General features: G+C 31.5%; 15 protein-coding genes. 8 read left to right on the top strand and 7 right to left on the bottom strand.

What is annotated here, in order from left to right; genetic code table 11:
- Nucleotides 1–148: 148 nt before the first annotated feature.
- On the top strand, nt 149–1,129 hold the full coding sequence (locus ACR0QS_RS03680; protein WP_432632095.1) for a LacI family DNA-binding transcriptional regulator: 981 nt from the start codon (nt 149–151) through the stop codon (nt 1,127–1,129).
- 35 nt (nt 1,130–1,164) lie between these two features.
- Nucleotides 1,165–2,748 (top strand): FGGY-family carbohydrate kinase, encoded by a 1,584-nt coding sequence (locus ACR0QS_RS03675; protein ID WP_432632094.1) that lies wholly within the window; start codon nt 1,165–1,167, stop codon nt 2,746–2,748.
- Nucleotides 2,749–2,831: 83 nt separating this feature from the next.
- Here ACR0QS_RS03675 and fucO read toward each other — a convergent pair whose 3' ends face one another.
- From fucO to ACR0QS_RS03660, 3 genes are read right to left on the bottom strand one after another with little or no spacing between them, the layout of a single operon-like run.
- Nucleotides 2,832–3,980, bottom strand: coding sequence for a lactaldehyde reductase (gene fucO, locus ACR0QS_RS03670; RefSeq protein WP_432632093.1), 1,149 nt, complete (start codon nt 3,978–3,980; stop codon nt 2,832–2,834).
- Between the two features lie 42 nt (nt 3,981–4,022).
- Nucleotides 4,023–4,739 (bottom strand): L-fuculose-phosphate aldolase, encoded by a 717-nt coding sequence (locus ACR0QS_RS03665; RefSeq protein ID WP_432632092.1) that lies wholly within the window; start codon nt 4,737–4,739, stop codon nt 4,023–4,025.
- 27 nt (nt 4,740–4,766) lie between these two features.
- Nucleotides 4,767–6,176, bottom strand: a complete 1,410-nt coding sequence (locus tag ACR0QS_RS03660) for a rhamnulokinase (protein ID WP_432632091.1) — start codon at nt 6,174–6,176, stop codon at nt 4,767–4,769.
- A 235-nt stretch (nt 6,177–6,411) separates the two neighbouring features.
- Here ACR0QS_RS03660 and ACR0QS_RS03655 point away from each other — a divergent pair, with 235 nt between their 5' ends.
- From ACR0QS_RS03655 to ACR0QS_RS03630, 6 genes are all read left to right on the top strand, one after another.
- Complete coding sequence (locus ACR0QS_RS03655; protein ID WP_432632090.1) at nt 6,412–7,908, top strand: sugar ABC transporter ATP-binding protein; 1,497 nt, start codon at nt 6,412–6,414, stop codon at nt 7,906–7,908.
- Nucleotides 7,909–7,961: 53 nt separating this feature from the next.
- Nucleotides 7,962–9,179: an ABC transporter permease subunit gene (locus ACR0QS_RS03650; RefSeq protein ID WP_432632089.1), complete on the top strand. Its 1,218-nt coding sequence runs from the start codon at nt 7,962–7,964 to the stop codon at nt 9,177–9,179.
- A 49-nt stretch (nt 9,180–9,228) separates the two neighbouring features.
- On the top strand, nt 9,229–10,251 hold the full coding sequence (locus ACR0QS_RS03645; protein ID WP_432632088.1) for an ABC transporter substrate-binding protein: 1,023 nt from the start codon (nt 9,229–9,231) through the stop codon (nt 10,249–10,251).
- A gap of 30 nt (nt 10,252–10,281) precedes the next feature.
- Entirely contained in the window at nt 10,282–12,063 is a 1,782-nt protein-coding gene (locus ACR0QS_RS03640; protein ID WP_432632087.1) for an L-fucose isomerase, read from the top strand.
- Between the two features lie 77 nt (nt 12,064–12,140).
- Complete coding sequence (locus ACR0QS_RS03635) at nt 12,141–12,575, top strand: RbsD/FucU family protein (RefSeq protein ID WP_432632086.1); 435 nt, start codon at nt 12,141–12,143, stop codon at nt 12,573–12,575.
- A gap of 88 nt (nt 12,576–12,663) precedes the next feature.
- Entirely contained in the window at nt 12,664–13,842 is a 1,179-nt protein-coding gene (locus ACR0QS_RS03630; protein ID WP_432632085.1) for a cyclic nucleotide-binding domain-containing protein, read from the top strand.
- Nucleotides 13,843–13,849: 7 nt separating this feature from the next.
- On the opposite strand, the gene ACR0QS_RS03625 is transcribed toward ACR0QS_RS03630, so the two are convergent.
- The 4 genes from ACR0QS_RS03625 to ACR0QS_RS03610 all read right to left on the bottom strand — a co-directional run.
- Entirely contained in the window at nt 13,850–14,575 is a 726-nt protein-coding gene (locus ACR0QS_RS03625) for a TlyA family RNA methyltransferase (protein ID WP_432632084.1), read from the bottom strand.
- A 35-nt stretch (nt 14,576–14,610) separates the two neighbouring features.
- Nucleotides 14,611–16,113: a DUF4836 domain-containing protein gene (locus tag ACR0QS_RS03620; protein ID WP_432632083.1), complete on the bottom strand. Its 1,503-nt coding sequence runs from the start codon at nt 16,111–16,113 to the stop codon at nt 14,611–14,613.
- Nucleotides 16,114–16,250: 137 nt separating this feature from the next.
- Nucleotides 16,251–17,681: a sodium/glutamate symporter gene (locus ACR0QS_RS03615; protein WP_432632082.1), complete on the bottom strand. Its 1,431-nt coding sequence runs from the start codon at nt 17,679–17,681 to the stop codon at nt 16,251–16,253.
- Nucleotides 17,682–17,693: 12 nt separating this feature from the next.
- Nucleotides 17,694–18,331 (bottom strand): SanA/YdcF family protein (locus ACR0QS_RS03610; RefSeq protein WP_432632081.1); only part of this gene is annotated, 638 nt, incomplete at its 5' end.

Below are 18,331 nucleotides of genomic sequence, written 5' to 3'. Positions count from 1 at the left end.
TAATTGGTTTAATAAAATTTTGATATAAATATTAATTCAAAATAAATTTAATATATATAATTACAAAAAGAATTTATTATTGATTTTTTTTATATATGTTTTATAATGTTAAATGTTAAAAGTTTATACGATTATTAAAGGAAACAAAGTGAAAATAAGAGAAATTTCTGAAATGAGCGGAATATCCATTGCTACAATATCTCGTATGCTAAAAAATCCAAATTCCGTAAAAGAATCGACAAGGTTAAAATTGGCAAACGCTTTGGAATCTAACGGAATAGAACAATTCATAAATCTTAATTATATAAAAAAAATAATGCTAATAATACCAAATTTAAATAATAGTTTTTATTTGGATTTGTTTAACGGCGTAGTTTATACGGTTCAAAATAAAAATATTCCTTTTGAAATATATTTAAGCAACGAATCGATGGAAGAAGAAATAAAAATTTTTTCAAGGATAAAAGACGATAACGGAATAGGCGTAATATGGATTCCAGCATCGGGCAAAAGAGATAATTTGCCTTATGAAAGCGATAATTCTAATATTATAGCTCTTGTCGATAGAGATTTAAATTTTGATTCTATATATATAAAAGGTTTGTCCGATAATTTTAGCGCCGCCAAGCAAGCCGCCGATTTATTGATAGAAGGCGGAAGTAAAAACCCGATTATAATAACGGGAAGTCCCGATTTAAGCAACGCTCGAGAGAGAAGAGACGGTTTTCTTGAGAGTATAAAGAATCATTTTTTAGACGATAGCGTCAATAGAGTTTACTATGGAAATTTTAGCGATATTCAAAGCGGATATAATATAGTTAAAAAACTTTTGAACGATAAAGTAGTTTTTGATTCTATACTTGCCGCAAATCAAATTTTGGCTATAGGAATATTAAAGGCGATAAACGAATCCAATTTATCAATACCAAAAGATATATCCATAATAGTTTTTGATAAACTGACAAAAATGGAAGTGGAAGGAATACAAATATCCGAAGTTGTGTTTCCCGCTTTCGATATAGGAGCAAATACGGCTAAAGTTTTATTGGAACAAAAATCCTCAAATTCTCTTAAACAAATTTATAATTATTCGGCGAGATTTTATTTAAGAGGAAGCGAAAATAAATAAAGTAAACAACGATAAATATAATTGGAGATTTAATTATGAAATATGTTATAGGCATAGATGTCGGTTCGGGAAGCGCAAGAGCGGGCATTTTTTCTTTAAACGGCGATGAAAAAGGTTTTGCCACAACAAATATAAAAATAAAAAATACGGAAGGAAATTTTGTAGAACAATCTTCTAAAGATATATGGAATAGCGTTTGCAAATCCGTTAAGAAAGTTTTAAAAATAGCAAATGTAAATAAAAACGATATTATAGCCATAGGTTTTGACGCCACTTGCTCGCTTGTAGCCATAGATAAAAATGATAATCCCGTAAGCGTTAATAGGGAAGGCGATGATTATTGGAATATAATAATGTGGATGGACCATAGGGCAAAAAAAGAAGCCGATGAAATTAATTCAAAAAAATATGATGTCCTAAAATATGTCGGAGGAAAAATAAGTCTCGAGATGGAAATTCCAAAAATATTATGGTTAAAAAGAAATCTTCCAAAAAGTTATAATAGAGTTAGTCAATTCTTCGATTTGGCTGACTTTTTGCAATATAAAGCATGCGGAAGCGATATAAGAAGTTCCTGCACTTTGGCATGCAAATGGACATATTTGGCGCATAAAAATAAATGGGATAGAAATTTTTTTAAAAGTTTAGGTTTGGAAGATTTAATAGATAAAAATAAAATAGGAAATACTGTAAAAGAACCCGGAGCTTTTGCAGGATATTTAACTAAAAATAGCAGTAAAGAAATGGGACTTTCAATAAATACTAAAGTTGCCGTTGGTATGATAGACGCTCATTCTGGAGGACTCGGTTCTTTAATAGATAAAGTTAATAATTCTATAGTAATAGTCGCGGGGACTTCGGCATGCCATATGATGAATAGCAAAAAACCAATATTTGTTCAAGGAGTATGGGGACCTTATTATAATGCAATGATTCCAAATATGTGGCTAAACGAAGGAGGACAAAGCGCTTTCGGAAGTTTAATAGATTTTAATATAAAAAAACATCCTTATTATAATAAATTGATAAAAAGCCTAAAAAATAATCAAAATATATATCAAATATTAAATGTTGAAGTTAATAAATTAAAGAAAAAAAATCCATATTCTATAAAAGATATTCATATTTTAGATTATCATTACGGCAATAGGTCGCCAATAGCAAGTTCAAAAGAAAGAGGCATGGAAATCGGACTTAATATGTCGGATGATATAGTTTCTATGGCAAAAATATATTGGGCTACAATAGACAGCGTATGTTTCGGAACAAAAAATATTATAGATACGGCGATAAATAACGGATATAAAATAAATTCTATAATAGTTTGCGGGGGAGCTGTAAAAAACGAGCTATTTATGAAAGAACTTGCAGATATATGCCAATATAATATTTACATACCGGGACATGAAGAAGCGGTAGTATTTGGAAGCGCAATATTGTCTTCGATTGCTTCTGGAGAATATAAAAACTATAAAGAAGCGTTGTCTAAAATGAGTAAAAAAGCAAAGTTAATAAAACCCGATAAAACTAATAAAAAATATTACGAAGCGAAATATAAAATATATTTAGAAATGTATAAAGATAAATTAAAATACGAAAAAATAATGTCTAATTTTTAATTTATATTTAATTATATATTAATCAAAAAAATAGCCATACATGAAAATGCATGACTATTTTCTAATATCTATAAAAATAAATATTAATAAGCCTTTTTGTATAAAGCCAAAATATCTTCCAAAGTCACATCTCTTGGATTACCTCCAGTGCATACATCGGATAAAGCGTCTTTAGCCAATCTTGGCAAATCTTCTTCTTTTATTTTTAATTCTCTTAAATTAGCGGGAATATTAACATCTTTAGAAAGTTTTTTAACCGCTTCAACCGCAAGTTTAGCCGCGTCTTCTTTATTAAGTCCGTCAACTTTTTCCCCCATTGCAACGGCTATATCAACATATTTATCAATACAAACGGGCATATTAAATTCCATAACTATAGGCAAGAGAACGGCATTTGCTACTCCATGTGGAATATCGAATATCGCTCCGAGCGGATGCGCCATAGAATGAACTATTCCGAGTCCGACATTGCTAAATCCCATTCCAGCGACATATTGAGCTATACTCATTCCATCCATATCTGTCATATTTTTATCTTTTACAGCGCCTCTTAAATGTTTTGAAATAAGCTGCATTGCTTTATATTCGAACATATCGGAAATAGTATGCGCTCCTTTTGTAATATATCCTTCTATGGCATGAGTAAGAGCGTCCATTCCAGTCGCCGCAACGAGACTATTTGGCATAGAAGCCATGAGTTCGGCGTCCACTAAAGCTATTATAGGAATATCTTTAGGGTCAACGCAAACCATTTTTCTATTTTCTTCTTCGTCTATTATAACATAATTAATAGTAACTTCCGCCGCCGTTCCGCAAGTAGTCGGTAATGCCATTATAGGAACGCTTTTATTTTTAGTATTCGCAACGCCTTCGAGAGATTTAACATCTTCAAACTCGGGATTATTTTTGGTTATTCCTATAGCCTTTGCGACATCCATTACAGAACCGCCGCCTACCGCAATCAAAAAATCTGCACCAGCTTTATTAAAAGCTGCAAGTCCTTCCTTACAGTTTTTTATTGTAGGATTTTGTTTAATATCCAAAAATGTTTCGTAAGATATATTGCCTTTATCCAATACATCTTTCACTTTTTTTAATACTCCGCAAGAATCCAAAACCTTATCGCTAACCAAAAGCGCCTTTTTAAAACCTCTCGCTTTAACTTCGTTAGCAAGCTCGTTTCTTATTCCCGCTCCAAAATAACTCGTTTCATTTAAAATAAATCTAGCCATTTTAATTCTCCTTTTAATTTAATTATTTGATTTATTATATTTTTAGGATTTACTTTTATGTTTTACATTCAAGCCGTAATTTTTAAATTTTTCCAAAACTATTTCCATTTCGCTGTCAGGCAAAATTGAAAAATTCCCTATGGTTTTCACGCCAATATATAATCTCGCCAAATTTTCTACTTCCATCATTACATGATAAGCTTTTTGAAGATTCTCATCCGCCGCAACCAAACCATGATTATTCAATATGCAGGCTTTATAACCTTTCATCGCAACAGAAATATTATCGCATAATTCCTGCGTTCCGTAAGTTGCATATTTAGCGCAAGGAATTTTATTTCCGCCCGCGACTCCAACCATATAATGTATCGCTGGTATATAATCAATATTTAGTATCGAAACCATTGAAGAATAAACGGCATGATTATGTATTACCGCGTTGAAATTAGGATTATCTTTAAGAATCGATAAATGAAATCTCCATTCGCTTGAAGGAATTTTATCTTTTTCCGCTTCTCCGTTTGAATCCACAAAAACTATATCGTCTGGTTTCATAATCTCGTAAGGCATTCCCGAAGGAGTTATGAGCATTCCGTCTTTATATCGAACGCTTATATTTCCCGCAGTTCCTTGATTAACTCCGTCCGCTCTCATTTTTAAGCAGGATTCTATTATCTGTTTAGCCAAATCTTTTCTGTTATTAGAATTGTTTTTATTTATTGTTTTTTTGATTATTTTTTTTACCGTTTTTTTAGCCATTTATTTTATCCTTTTTTTATTTATATTTTATATTTCTTTTATATCGAAACTTTTTATTACTAATTCTCTCATTTCATTAATATCTTTCAATAAACCTAAAGATTTAAATTGAGCCAATATATTTCCAACCGCCGTGCATTCTACTGGTCCAACGATAACTTTTATATTGGTTTTTTCTTTGGTTAGTTTGCATATTAGTTTATCTCTGCTTCCTCCTCCGACAATATGCAAAGTGTCTATATTTTTACCCAGAATATTTTTAAGACTTTCTATATATTTTGCATAACTGTCGGATAAAGAATTATAAACCGAAGATATTATAATGCCTCTGTATTCTTTTTCAATAAATTTTTGATTTGTTTCTTTATAATAATTTATTATCTCGTCTTCTATATCTGTAGGATTATAAAATCTGTTATCGTTAATATCTATTCTATATTTCGTATCTATATTATTTTCAGCCAATTTTTCCATTTCGTTAAAAGAGATATTATATTTTTTTTGAAGAAGTTGAATAATCCAAAGTCCGTTTATATTTTCTAAAAATCTTATTGTATTATTATAGCCCGTTTCATTTGTAAAACCGTTATTAAAAGCTTCGTCCGTTAATATAGGTTTTTTCAATTCAACTCCAAGCAATGACCATGAACCGCAGGATAAATATGCGGAATTTTCATTTTTAATAGGAGCGGATAAAACAGCCGAAGCCGTATCATGCGAGGCTACCGCTATTATATCGAAAGGTTTGCAGCCTAAATAATCGGATATTTCTTTTTTTAGAATTCCTTTTTTGTCTCCCGTATTAATAAAATTCGGCATTTTTTTAATATCAAAATTTATCTTTTCAAAAATTTCTTCAGACCATTCTCTTTTATTTATATCCATAAGTTGAGAAGTCGAAGCTATAGTATATTCGGCGGATATGTTTCCCGTTAAAAAATATGCAAACAAATCGGGCGTAAATAGCAGCGTTTTGGCATTTTTTATTATATCATGTCTTTCTTCTAAATCTTGATATATTTGCATTATCGTATTAAAAGGCATGCATGATATTCCCGTTATTTTATAAAGTTCTTTCGCTCCTAAACCTATTTTTTCAAGTTTTTTAATTGTGTCTATGGTTCTTGTATCTCTATAATTTATAGGATTTGCTATCAACTCTCCGTTTTTATCTATATATCCGTAATCGACTCCCCAAGAATTTATACCCAACGAATTAGGCTGTATCCCCATTTCAATTACTTTTTTAACTCCTTTAAGTAATTCTGAATACATGAATATAGTGTCGGTGTAGTAATAATTATTAATTTTTATAGGATTCAATGAAAATCTATGTATTTCTTCTAATGTCATTTTATTATTTTGAAATTTTGATAAAAATATCTTTCCGCCAGAAGAACCAAAATCGCATGCGATAGAATAAAATTGTTCGGACATAAAATTTCCTCAAAAAATTAATTTTATTAATATGCATTATAGTATAATACATTATTTATTAAAAATCAAGAAAATTATAAAATTTTTTTATTATTTATACAAAAAATTAAATATATAACTACATATTGATAAAACAATAATTTTTTTTAGAAAAAAAATCAAAAGCTCTTGACAAATAAAATTTTTTGACTATACTATTATAATATAAAAATAAAAAATATAGGCAAATTATTCTATGGATGATAAAATAATTCTAAAAATGACGGGCATAGAGAAAAGATTTAAGGGAGTTTATGCCCTAAAAAACTTTAATTTTTCTCTAAAAGAAGGCGAAATACTGGCTTTAATCGGTGAAAACGGCGCTGGCAAATCTACTCTTATGAAAATTTTATCGGGAATATATAAAAAAGACGCTGGAACTATAGAATATTTTGGAAAACATCTCGAAATAAATAGTCCAAAGGAAGCGGAAGAACAGGGAATATCGATAGTTCATCAAGAATTAAATTTAATGAATCATTTAACGGTAGCTCAAAATATTTTTATAGGACATGAACCTTTAAATTCCATTGGTTTAATAGATGATAATTTAATGATTAAAAGGGCAAAATCCATATTTAAAGGCATGAATGTGGATATAAATCCTACAGATAAAATAGGCTCTTTAACCGTTGGAAAGCAACAGCTTGTGGAAATAGCAAAATCTTTGATTCATAATTCTAAAATTTTAATATTGGATGAACCTACCGCCGCTTTAACGGATGCGGAAACGAAAGAATTATTTAGAATTATTAAAGATTTGCAATTAACTGGAGTTTCGATAGTTTATATATCTCATCGTTTGGAAGAATTATTTATTATATCCGACAGAATTACGGTTATCAGAGACGGAGAATATATAGACACTAAAATAACTAAAGAAACAAATAAAGACGAAATCGTTAATTTAATGGTTGGACGAGTTATATATGAAACGCCTAAAACCGAAAGTAAAGTTCCAAAAGACGCTAAAGAAGTTTTAAGAGTTGAAAATTTGACGGTTTCTGGAATAGTTCAAAATATTAGTTTTTCGTTAAAAGAGGGGGAAATATTAGGATTTGCGGGACTTATGGGAGCGGGCAGAACCGAAACGGCGAGAGCGATTTTTGGAGCAGATAAATTTGAAGACGGAAAAATATATGTTAACGGAAAACGAGTTTATATAAAATCTCCCGTAGAAGCTATAAAAAACGGAATTGGATATTTATCCGAAGACAGAAAGAGATACGGTTTGGCTTTAGGGCTTTCCGTTTCTGATAATATAATGATGGGAAATTATAATAAATTTTCGCATCTTATGATGGTGCAGGATAAAAATATTAATAAAGCAGCGGAAGAAGAAGTTAAATCTTTGAATATAAGAACTCCATCTATAAATCAGCTTGTAAAAAATCTTTCGGGCGGAAATCAGCAGAAAGTCGTTGTGGCTAATTGGCTAATTAAAGAATGCAAAATATTGATATTTGACGAACCTACAAGAGGAATAGATGTCGGAGCGAGAAGCGAAATATATAGTCTTATGGAAAGGCTGGTTTCTATGGGAAAATCTATAATAATGATTTCTTCAGATTTAGTGGAAATTTTGAGAATGAGCGATAGAATTTTAATTATGTCCGAAGGAAAAAAGACGGGAGAATTAGATATAAAAGGCGCTACGCAAGACGATATAATGAAATATGCGACTATGCGCTAAAATAAAAATATAAAATATATAAAATATTGAAATAAAAATAATCGGAGAATTATATGTATAATAAAGAAACGAATACTTTTGAAGGAAATCTTTGCTTAAAGGCTAAAGTTAGAAGAAGAATAAGAAGTTCTTTAATATATTTAAGAAATAACGGCTTGCAAAAATTCTTGACTATAGTCGCTCTTCTTATTTTGTATATATTTTTTGTAATTGCGGGAAGAAATTTCTTTACTTTTGACACTTTTTCTTTAATATTAAGAAATTCTTATTTTATAGGATTTTTAGCGATAGGAGTAACTTTTGTAATAATAACTGGAGGAATAGATTTGTCAATCGGCTCTCTTTCTCTATTTTCGGCGATGGTTGGCGGAGTTATGATAAATAATTTTCAAACTCCTATGTGGCTTGTTATTTTAATAGTAATATTGGTTGCGACTTTGGGCGGAATAATCAACGGAGTTTTAATAGCCTACTTTCATCTTCCTCCGTTTATAGCCACATTAGGTATGCTAATGGTTACAAAAGGGCTTTCTGGAATAGTTTCAAAATCTCAAACAATTTATTATCCGACTATAACCGACCCAGAATACGGATGGTTTAGAGTTTTATTTAACGCCACTCAATCGAATTTTCCGTCTGGTTTTATAATTCTTTTAATATTTGCAATAATATCAATTATCGTTTTAAGAAAAACTATCATTGGACGCTATGTATTCGCTTTAGGAAGCAACGAAGAAGCTGCAAGACTTTCGGGCATAAAAACTAAAAAATGGAAAATCATAGCTTATACTATCACGGGATTTTTCTGTGGATTGGGAGGTTTGGCTTTTGCGGCAAGTTATTCTAGCATATCTCCTGGAGCGGGACAAGGTTATGAATTTGACGCTATAGCAGCAGTAGTAATCGGAGGAACTTCTCTTTCTGGAGGCGTAGGTTCGATAGTAGGAACGATAATAGGCGTTTATATAATGTCCGTTCTAAAAGTTGGGCTTCCTTCTGTAGGAGTCGAACAATTTTTCCAATACTTTACAATAGGAATAGTCGTTATAATAGCGGTTCTTATAGATGTTTATAGAATAAAAATGTCGGATATAGTGAAAAAACTTGACCCTAAAAAAGAGAAATTAGAAATATTGGAAAATAACATAGAAGATTTAAGAATAAAAATAGATTATATGATGTCCGATAAAACTAAAGATTATTCGGAAGATATAAAAAATATTAAATCGGAAATCGGCAAATTAATAGAAGAGAAAAAAAGTATAAAGTAAGCGGTTATTTTATATTTTTTATAAAAAAATTTAAACAAGGAGTAAAGAAATGAAAAAGATTTTCTTACTAACAACAACATTAATAGCCTCCGCTCTTATTTTTACAAGCTGCGGAAACAAAGAACCTTATATAGCCGTTATATCTAAAGGTTTTCAGCACAAGTTTTGGGTAACGGTTAGAAAAGGAGCGGAAGATGCCGCTAAAGAAAACGGCGTAAAAATCAGTTTTGTCGGACCTGAAACGGAATCGGATTCAAAAGTGCAGCAGGATTTGCTTGATAGCGAGATAAATAAAAATCCCGATGCCATAGCTTTTGCGGCTGTAACTGGAGATTTTTCCGAACAAGTTAGAAGAATTAAAGAAAAGAATATTCCTCTAATAGGTTTTGACAGCGGAATACTTCCCGACCAAGCTCAAGGAGTCGTATTGGCTACGGCTTCAACCGATAATAGAGCCGCAGCGGCGGTAGTAGCGGAAAGAATGTTTGAAGAAATAAAAGGCAGAATCGCTAATTTTACTACGGGAAATAAAGCTAAAATTGCCGTTCTTCAATTGGATAACTCCGACACGGGAATAGGAAGAGCCGAAGGATTTGTAAACAGATTTAAACAGTTGGCGGATTCCGACCAAACGACCGCAAATAAATATGTTTTGCAAGTTATAGTTCCAACCACTCAAAATGAAGCCGATATAGCAAATGAAGTTAATGCATTAAGAGGCAAAAGCGTTTTAGGAATATATCTTTCAAACGAAGCTATGGCGAGAGGCTTTTTAGTAGTTTATAAAAGCGCGGAAGCTGGAGCAGCCAATACTATAGTTGGAGACGCTCAAGACGGAGGCAATCTGGTAGTTATGGGATTTGATTCTGGCAAACCTCAATTAGACGCTATAAGAAGCGGTATAATATTGGGTTCTGTTACTCAAAACCCTTATCAAATAGGATATCAGGCGGTTAGTTTAGCGGTTAAAGCTTCAAAAGGCGAATCCGTTAATAATGTCGATACAGGCGCCGAATGGTATGATAAAACCAATATTGACGACCCCGATATAGCGCAGTTATTGTATGAATAATGCTATACGATTTTAAGGAGATAAAAATAAATGTTTAGAATGCAAAATAATTTACCTAAAGTTGGAATAAGACCCGTTATAGACGGAAGAAGAAACGGAGTCAGAGAATCGCTAGAAGATACCACTATGAATATGGCTAAAATAGCGGCAAAATTGATTGAAGATAATTTAAGGCATCCAAGCGGAGAAAAAGTAGAGTGCGTTATATCCGATACCACAATCGGAGGAGTCGCCGAAGCAGCGAGATGTCAGAAAAAATTTGAAGAAAACGGCGTGGCGCTAACGTTAACGGTTACTCCATGCTGGTGTTACGGTTCGGAAACTATAGATGTTACTCCGAGTATTCCAAAAGCTATATGGGGATTCAACGGAACGGAAAGACCTGGGGCGGTATATTTGGCGGCTGCGGACGCTGGACATACTCAATTAGGCTTGCCAGTATTCTCAATATACGGAAAGGATGTTCAAGACGCGGGAGACACAAAAGTTCCAGCGGATGTTAAAGAGAAAATACTTCGTTTTGTCAAAGCGGGACTTGCCGTAGCTACGATGAAAAATCAATCCTATTTAAGTATGGGATATGTGGCTATGGGAATTATGGGTTCTATGGTTGATGCCGAATTCTTACTCGACTATTTGGGAATGAGAACGGAATTCGTTGATATGAGCGAAATAAAGAGAAGACTAGAATTAAATATATACGATAAAGAAGAGTTTGAAAAAGCTTTGGATTGGGCTAAACAATGCAAAATTGGAAAAGACAATAATAAAGTAAAAGCTACCGATAAACAAAAAGAGGAAGAATGGGCTGTTTCGATAAAAATGGCTATGATAATGCGCGACTTAATGGTTGGAAATAAAAAATTAGCCGAAATGGGATATATAGAAGAAGCGCAAGGACATAACGCCATAGTCGGAGGTTTTCAGGGACAGAGACATTGGACAGATTACATGCCTAACGGCGACTTTGCGGAAGCCATATTGAATTCTTCTTTCGATTGGAACGGAATAAGAGAACCTTATGTATTGGCTACAGAAAACGATTCTTTAAACGGGCTCTCTATGCTTTTTGCTCATTTGCTTACTAATAAATCTCAATTATTTGCGGATGTTAGAACCTATTGGAGTCCAGAAGCGGTTAAAAGAGTTACTGGAAAGGAACTTACTGGAAAAGCTAAAAACGGCATAATACATTTAATCAATTCTGGCGCGGCGTCTTTGGATTGGACGGGAGAGCAAAAAACAAACGGTAAACCTTCTTTAAAAGAATATTGGAATATTAGCAAGGAAGAAGCTAAAAACTGCGTTAAGGCTACGGAGTTTTCTCCAGCTAATAGAGAATATTTTAGAGGAGGCGGATTTTCTTCCACTTTCCTAACGAAAGGCGAGATGCCAATGACGGCTATAAGACTTAATTTGGTTAAAGGTTATGGACCAGTTTTACAAATAGCGGAAGGTTATGCGGTTAATATAGACGGCAAAATATTCGATATAATTAATAAAAGAACCGACTCTACATGGCCAACAACATGGTTTGCGCCTATATTAACGGGTAAAGATTCTTTTAAAGATGTTTATTCCGTTATGAACGATTGGGGAGCTAATCATTGCGCCGCTGCTTACGGACATATAGGAGCGGATTTAATTACATTGGCTTCTATGTTGCGTATTCCAGTTAGTATGCATAATGTGAGCGAAGAAAGAATATTTAGACCAAAAGCATGGAAGTCTTTCGGAACTAAAGATTTGGAAGGTGCGGACTTCAGAGCCTGCAAACATTTTGGACCTTTATTTGGAAAAGTTTCAAAATAATTAAATCAAAAAAATTATTAGGGGGTTAACGCCCCCCTTTAATAATTAAAAAATAATTATTAATTTAAGGAAATTTTATGTTAAAAGGAATAGGCCCTGTAATTTCTCCAGAACTTTTAAAGGTATTATATGAAATGGGACATGGTAGCGAAATACTTTTTGCAGACGGTAATTTCCCAGCTCATGATTATGATGTAAAAAAAATAATAAGGCTTGACGGAGTTGGAATTCCTGCTATTTTAAAAGCTATTATTCCCTTTTTTCCGTTAGACACTTTTGTAGATAAACCCGCTATTTTAATGCAGCCGAATGCCGATTTTGGAAGAGAGCCTATCGTGTGGAGTAAATATAAAGAAATAATAGAAGAACATCAAAAGATTGAATACGAATATTTGGAAAGATTTAAATTTTACGATAGATGCAAAAAAGTTTATGCTATAGTTGCCACAAGCGAACTTGAAATATACGCGAATATTATTTTAAAAAAAGGAGTGGTATTTTTTAATAATTAAATAATAAAAATCGCGTTTTATTTTTTATCTATTCTATATTTATCGGTTTATATTAAAATAAAGTAAAAATATTTAATGGGTTAAAAATATGAGCAATTCAAAAACCGTAAAATTTAAAAAAGATTCCATAATTTTTATAGAAGGACAAGAGCCTAAACATACTTTTTATATAATCCTTTTGGGAACGGTAGTCGCATACAATGATTTTGCAGATAATTACGCGGTAGAATATAAAGCGGGAGAGATTATAGGATTTTTCAACGCGGTAATTAACGAACCGTTTAGCGCAACGGTAAAGGCAATCGAAGATGTCGAACTTTTGGAAATGAATGTTCAAGAAATAGAAAATATAAACAATCGAAATATAATAAATAAAATGTATAATTATTTGCTTCTTAATTTGGAAAGATGGCTCGACAGATATTACTATTTTTTGAATAAAGCGAATAAACCATATATTCAATTCGATGCAAAAGCTTCCAATATAGTAGAGATGGGAAAAATTTATTATAATAACGGATTATACGGAGCAGCTTATAAAATATTTAACGATTATAAAAAATCTAATAACAATGAAGAAGTTGAAAAATTAATTTTGGAACTCGAGCCTTTAATAAAAGATTTCAAAGAACCCGAACTTATAGACAATAATGTTTACAAATATAAAAAAGGCTACTGTTTATATACGGAAATTCAAAGCGCAGATAATTTGTATATAATAAAATATGGAAAAGTCGGAGTTTATAATATTTTTAATTCCAAGCAGGTTACGAGAAGAATCGCAATTGACGGAGATATTATTAACGGATACGCTCCAGCTTCTAAAAATCAAGCGCTTTCGACTACTGCTATAATTTTGCAGGATTCTATCATTCAATCCGTGAAGAAAGAAGAGATTATAAATCTATTATATGTCGATAAAAATATAAGACTATATTTGACAAAAGTAATGAGTATGAGAATACATAGCACGATTTCGAGAATAAAAGCTTTCAATGCGAATAATATGACAAGCAAATTTATTATAATTATCGAAGCGCTTATAAAAAACGAACTTTTATTTAAAGATATTAAAAGAATAGAATTTCCATATAACATTTACGATATTTGTTCTATCATTGGAATTGATTATAATGAAAATATTGAAAATGAACTAGAAAAAATAAAATCGATTTCAATATCGGAAAAAGGAAATTTGATAGTAAACGATTTAGACGCATTTTACGAAGATTATAAAATCTATAGCATGCGAACATCGAATAAATAAAATTAAATTATTTATTTCTTACAAAATAAGCCAAATATTCAATATTGCCTTTAGTTCCTTTTATCGGCGAGATTGTTCGATTAATTTCTTTAAAGCCGATTTCTTCAATTTTTTTTATCGCTTTACTCACAATATTTTTCCTCAATATATCGTCTCTTATGATTCCGCCTTTCGGTATTTCGGATTTTTCAGCTTCAAATTGCGGTTTAATCAAACTAATCCAAAATTCCAAATCTTCAAATTCTTTATAAATAACGGGAGCTATTTTTGTTATCGAAATAAAAGAAACATCGCTTACGATAGCGGAAGGATATTCTTCAAACATTTCTTTTTTTATATCTTTAGCGTTGAAATCTTCAATCGAAATAACTCTTTTATCGTTTCTTAATTTATAAACAAGTTGATTATGCCCGACATCCAAAGCGTAAACTTTTTTAGCGCCGTTTTGAAGAAGGCAGTCGGTAAATCCGCCCGTGGACGCGCCTATATCCAAACATATTTTATCTTTAACCGAAATATCGAATTCCAAAAACGCTTTTTCCAATTTGTCGCCAGCTCGGGAAACATATTTTCTGTTTTGAATAATATCGATTTTATCTGCGTCTTTTATATTTTGAGATTTTGAAGTGACTTTAATATCATTTACAAAAACGCAGCCCGCAAGAATTATATCCTGCGCTTTCGCTCTGCTTATCGTATAGCCGTTTTTGAAAAGATATTCGTCTAATCTCACATTTAATTTTATTATAAATTATTCTTCGCTTTCAGTTATTCGGTAAATAAAGATTTTATAACCGTAAGAATATTTTTAGTTTTATCGTTAGCGTCCAATTTAATTATAGTTTGAGTATGCTTATTATCTATAATATTTGAAGTTAAATATATAGATTCAAATCCTTCGACATCGGAACTATCCGAACCGAAAAGCAATTCCAAGAACGGAGCGAATTCGATATCAAAAGAAAACATATTTTCTCTTGCCAATTTCAATTTATTTTCGTCTAATTTTGAATTAGGAACTTCGCCTCTGACTATAGAATCAATAACGCTTTTTTCATTAACCATATAGAGAATAGAATCTTTTATATAATAATAATCTCCGTCTATAATATAAATATCGCCTTCTTTACTATCCGATAAAATATCCAATATTTTTTTACCCGTTTCTTCGTCCGTTATAGATATTGAAAATAATAATACATTTTTATTATCTTCAATTTCCCAGCCCGATACAAAAACATCTCCTCCTAAAAGTTCGAATAATTTTGCATCGTCTAATCCAAGTTCTTTTTCTACTTGATTGGCTTTTTCGTCATCAAATAATAAACTAATATAATTCATATCGCCGAATATTTTTGAAAGCGCCGAAGTATTAAAAGCGAAAGATAAAAATCCGTAATTATTATTTCCGTTTACGAATTTTAATATATTTTCCGACAACTGTTTTTTTAGAGAAGAAAAATCGTAAGTATTATTTGGAATATAAGTGTCAAAAACCATATCTGCAGTTCCGTTATTAAAATTAATCTTTCCCGTTAAAACTCCGTCTTTGTAAATATCTTTAGAACTTTCGGGCATATCCCCCGCTAATTCTAATAATAATTCAAATAAAGAACCTTCGTTTTCGGATAAAAATGACAAATCCATCCAAACATAACAATCGTTAGTTTCGTTTTCCAAAGAAATAAAATATTCGTTTTCGAGTCCGACTCCTTTAAAAATATTTTCGGCGGAATCTATTATATTATCGTTGTCTTCAAAAAATAATCCTCTTAAAGAAACGGTAAATATTTCGTTGTTCCAAGATATTAATGTGTTTTCGTCAAGGCTTAAATATCTGTAATTTGCATTTGTGGAAAAAGAAATTAATTTATCTTCCTGACTTGCAATCTTTATCATTACTTTATCCAATTCCGTAATATCCAAAATATCTACCATTAAAGATAATTTTCCGTAATCATTTAGAAAAATTATTTTAGAATCTTTTGAAAAATCGAATAATTGAGCGAGTTTGTTTGTCATAGCTTCGGCAACCGCTTCATCGTTTCTCGTTTCCAAAAATCTGTCCGCTAAACTTTGCATAAGTAAAGAATTTAACATTTGCTGCAAATTGCCTTCCGCTTTTTTAGATAAATTATCCAAATTAAAAGAAATAACTGCATCGGCGGTATTTGGAATATATTTTCTTTCAACCGCGTATACAGAAACTGAAAAAATGCTTACAAATAAAATTACGCTTAATATTGTTTTATTTTTTATTATTTTAGTCATTTTAATTTCCTCCAGATATAATGCTAAAATCATAGCTTTATTTAAAAATTTTAAGAATATGTTTATTATATTAAACCATAATTAAAAGTCAAGTCCGATTGTTTGATTGTTTATGTAGTTTTTAATATTTTTAATATTTAAATATTCGCTTTTTTATTTATCAAAAATACTGCAAATGCGAAAGCGAAATATAATACTGCCGTTATAACCGCCGTAATAAAATTATCGAAAGTCGAACCAACCGCCAAAACCGTATTCAATATTGGGACGATTAAAAGCCCAGTTACCGACATTAAAGAAAATCCGAGCGAGAATTCGCTTAACGCGGGAGATTTATATTCGGGGTCACATATTTTTAATAATGTCATTCCAGTTATCAATACTCCCGTCAAAGTTCCCCAAGATATAATCGCTCTTTCAAAAGAATAATCTTCTTTAAAGAAAAAATCTCCGAGCGGAAAAACGAGCAAATAAGTTATTATAAAACCCAATATGCACATAACCGTTATTGGCGCGATATAATTCATTATCGCCTTTATCGGTAAACTCGTTATTGCCGAAACTATTGCAAAATCGCTTAAAGTTCCCATGATTTTTGCTTTCACTTTTGCGTCAATCATCCAAGTCAAATTTAATTTTTTTATTAGAAAATTCAAAGCGAACATTATTATCATCGAATAAGTCCATACGGGAAGAACATTCAAACCAGCGATATTCATTTTTTTTACGAAATTCAAAACTATATAAGCGATTCCGCATACGGCAAAAATAATCGCCAAATGAAAAGTTATCGTTTCTATCGAAGAGCTTAAAAAAGTTTCTCTTCCCAAAGTATTTTGTTTAGAAATATCTTTATTATATCCGATTCCCATACTTTTATTGGCGTCATTTTTTTTTATCTTCTTTATAATATTGGTTTTATTTTTTCTAACGGCAATATTTATAAATATGATTCCAAAAATCATTCCGCCGATTAATCCAACGGTTGCCGTAGTCATAGCGACTCCTTGAGCAATTTCCCATTCATATTGTGGAATTCCAAAACTTTCAAGCAATTTTCCTGTAGAAGAGGCGAGTCCATGTCCTCCAGCAAATCCCGCCGACAATTCGTAGCCGAAAGTTCTATACATATTTAATTGAGGATTTATTTTACTGAAAAACATATTAGTCGCGTATCCTATTGCCGATTGAGACATAGAGGCGCATTGAAACAAACCGAAACAAATAAGGACTTTTGATGGATAGAGAGATTTAATATTTTTCTTTTCGTTTAAATTATTTGAATTATTTAAAAACATCCCTAAAGGAATAGCGGCAAAAATAGGAACGGATAAAATTCCGGGAAGTAAAGAATAAGTTTTAATCCATTCTTCGGAAATTGAAAAACTTGAAAATCTTCCCAAAATTTCGTGAGAGATTATCATTCCGATAAAACCTCCTATAACGGAAGCGGGCAAATATAAACTTTGAAATAATTTAACTTTCGCTCTTAAAAAAGTTCCGATTAATAAAAGAACGGAAAGCAAAGATAAAGCCTGAAGCAGTTGAGTTAGTAATTGAGATGTCATTTATAATCCTTTTTATTTAAAATTATTTTTATCAATTTTATTGCTTTTTTTATTTTCCGATTCTTTTGCTTCTTCTATAGTTATATTGTCTCCGTAAAATTTCGGCGGTTTATTAAAAATGATATCGAAAATCATTAAAATTCTTGCAGCCAATTCTCTCGGAAATTGTCTTAATCTATATAATTTTCTCACATTATGAGCGTTATAAGCGACAGCGTTTATATTTTTCTGTCTTGCTATAAAAATCGCTCGCTCGTTATGGAAAGGCTGAGAAACTATCGTAAAATTAGTGAGATTAAAAACTTTATTTGCCCTTATAATAGAATCTCTCGTTCTAAATCCAGCGAAATCCAAAAATATATGTTTTTTATCGACTCCCAGCCTTATCAAATCCAAACGCATTTGCCTCGGCTCGTTATAAAATCGATGTCTATTGTCTCCGCTTACCAAAATAAATTTTATCTTTCCGTTTTTATATAATTCGTAGGCGGCGTCCATTCTAAATTTGAAATACATATTCACTTTTCCGTTATATAAATATTTGCTCGTTCCCAATACCAAAGCGACTTCGTTATATGGAATTTCTTCAATGGAATCGTAAATATATTTTTTTGAATAAAATGAAATTAGTAAATAAACGATTAATATAC

The sequence above is a fragment of the Brachyspira sp. genome, assembly GCF_050873525.1.
GTDB lineage: Bacteria > Spirochaetota > Brachyspiria > Brachyspirales > Brachyspiraceae > Brachyspira.
Note: the sequence above shows the minus strand (reverse complement) of the source record. Positions and strands in the feature narration are given on the sequence as shown.